We start from the raw sequence: 2,683 nt of genomic DNA, 5'->3' as shown, positions 1-2,683 counted from the left end.
CCGGTGGTATAGTTAAAGCATCTTTTAGCCCTGGCAATAAGGATGATAGAAAACAGCTGGAACTGATAATCAAAAATCTTTTTGGTAAAGTATTCGGGAGATCGTGGGTTATATTTCGCAACAATTATTTCTACAACTTTTTAGAGCAAGGRATTTTTTATGGTAACTAGGGTAAAGAAAAATATGAAAAATAAACTTATGTCTATGTTGGATAAAATATTATTGCTTAAAAAAGCATTAATAGAATCTGTGTTTAGTAAAATTAAACTATTGGGGAAGTTTGAGCATTCAAGGCATAGATCAGTTACAAATGCCTTTGTGCATATGGTTGCAGCACTGATAAATTATCAAATGTCTGAGGGGGTGTCAGAAAGTTTGTGTAAGTTATAAAAATAGTTAAGAATAAAATTAATTAAAACAACTTACATGAGGCTAATATGAAGAATAAGAGTAAAGTATCAAATCCGACTATAGAAAAAGTAGTATCAGAAATACTATCACAAAGTGATCCATCTGAGATATTTGGCAAAGAAGGAATATTTCAGGAAATTAAAAAGCAGATAGTAAATAAGATTTTAGAAAAAGAAATGGAATCTCATATAGGTTATGAGAAGCATTCTAAGAATACCAAGGAGTCAGATAATAGACGTAATGGCAATTATGAAAAGACTCTAATAGATTCCGAGGGTCGTAAATTGATAGTAGAAGTGCCAAGGGATCGGGAAGGAGAATTTGAACCTCAACTAATTCCAAAAGGAGTAAGGAGATTTGAAGGATTTGATGATAAAGTAATATCTTTATATGCTAGGGGAATGACTATTCGAGAAATACAAGGGCACTTAGAAGAACTATATGCCACCAAAGTATCATCTGAGTTAATATCAAAGGTAACTGATGGCATTTTAGAGGAAGTTACTGCGTGGCAGAATAGAGCACTTGATAGTGTATATCCTATAATGTAGATTGTATTCATGTTAAGGCAAGAGACAATCATATAATAATAAATAAAGCAGTTTATCTAGATATTGGCGTGAATATAGAAGGCAAGAAGGAACTATTAGGTATTTGGATAGGCAAGAATGAAGGATCTAAATTTTGGATGCAAGTAGTAACAGAACTGAAGAATCGTGGTGTAGAACAAATATATGTTGCGTGTGTTGATGGTCTTAAAGGTTTTCCAGAAGCAATAAATAGCATTTTCCCAAAAACCACAGTACAACTGTGTATTGTTCATATGGTAAGAAACTCTGTAAAATACGTATCATATAAAGATTTAAAATTGGTAACAGCTGATTTAAAGGCAGTTTATTCTGCAATAAATGAAGCAGAGGGATTAAGAGAATTACAAAATTTTGCTAAAAAATGGGATGAAAAATATCCAGTTATTTTTGATATATGGCAGAGAAATTGGTCTGGAATAGCTCCGTTCTTTAGCTTTCCGGAAGACATTAGAAAGGCGATTTACACTACTAATGCTATTGAATCAACTAACCGTCAAATTCGTAAAATTATAAAAAATAAGGGGGTATTTCCAGATGATAAATCGATTCAGAAAATAATCTTTTTAGCATTGACAAATGCTTCTAAAAAATGGACAATGCCTATTAAGAATTGGGCCATGGCTTTAAATCAATTTGCTATACTTTGTGATACTAAATTTACAAAATTGGGCAAATGGAGAAATCGTACTTACATAAAAAATCTGACAGACCCTTCAATTAAAAATTTATTTTTGTCCGATGAAGTAAAAATCTTTACAAAATTTAGTGAAAAAAATAAAACCTCATATATTATAAGTAATTATATCTTTAGCTCATTACATGATAATCTTTAGTATAGTTTTTTTTAAAACCGTTTCGGTATTATTAAGTGTAGTAATAGGATTTTTAGCAGGTAAATATTCAAATGTTGAAAGAGATAGTATCTCTTCGTTACTATTCTATTTTATATCGCCTATAGTATTTTTTACGATACCTGCTAGTACAACCTTAACACTTTCGGCATTAAGCGTTACGGTCGTAACATTTGTAATTGCAACACTCTTATCGCTTTTTTCTTATTATTTTTTTGGTAAATTTTGGCAGGATCATACACGTAATATTATAGCTTTATCTGCAGGTACGGCAAACGGCGGATATTTTATGTTGCCTATAGCTGCAGCACTTTTCGATGATTATACATTAAGTATTTACATGATGGCGGTGATAGGAGTTAATATTTATGAATGTTCCGTCGGCTTTTATATTTGTATGCGAAGTTTTGCTAATACCACCGATAGTATATTAAAAATAGTAAAATTACCAATTTTAAACGCTTTTTTCTTGGGATGTTTATTTAGTTTTTGCGGTTTTACTTTACCGGATTTTTTAGATGATTTTATATATAATATGAAAGGTTCTTTTTCAATACTCGGTATGGTGATGGTGGGTCTTGCTCTTTCGTCTCTACAAAAATTTGAAGTCGATATAAAATTTACTTTTGCTACTTTTGCCGCTAAATTTCTATTCTATCCTTTGGGAGTAGGGTTATTTATCATGTTTGATCATTTTGTAACAAAATGGTATAACAATGATTACTATAATGCCCTAAAACTACTTTCTACGGCACCACTCGCAGCAAATACTATAGTTATAGCGAATTTACAGAAATTTTATCCTGAGAAAGTTGCAGCTACCGTGTTTTT

At 31.3% G+C, this 2,683-nt stretch carries 2 protein-coding genes and 1 pseudogene; all 3 read left to right on the top strand.

Translation table 11 applies throughout. From position 1 onward, the window contains the following. The first annotated feature begins 159 nt into the window (after window positions 1-159). Window positions 160-390, top strand: coding sequence for a transposase (locus REIS_RS11165; RefSeq protein WP_008580172.1), 231 nt, complete (start codon window positions 160-162; stop codon window positions 388-390). Window positions 391-437: 47 nt separating this feature from the next. Beyond that, window positions 438-1,642: pseudogene (locus REIS_RS04975) on the top strand (IS256 family transposase); the annotation flags it as partial. Window positions 1,643-1,820: 178 nt separating this feature from the next. After that, a partial coding sequence (locus tag REIS_RS04970) for an AEC family transporter (protein ID WP_008580170.1) occupies window positions 1,821-2,683 on the top strand: 863 nt, incomplete at its 3' end.

This window comes from Rickettsia endosymbiont of Ixodes scapularis (assembly GCF_000160735.1).
GTDB classification, from domain to species: Bacteria; Pseudomonadota; Alphaproteobacteria; order Rickettsiales; family Rickettsiaceae; genus Rickettsia; species Rickettsia tamurae.
Note: the sequence above shows the minus strand (reverse complement) of the source record. Positions and strands in the feature narration are given on the sequence as shown.

Bases quoted from the DNA above. Each gene is read 5' to 3' on its own strand.
- REIS_RS11165 (WP_008580172.1), top strand. From the start codon at position 160: ATGGTAACTAGGGTAAAGAAAAATATGAAAAATAAACTTATGTCTATG.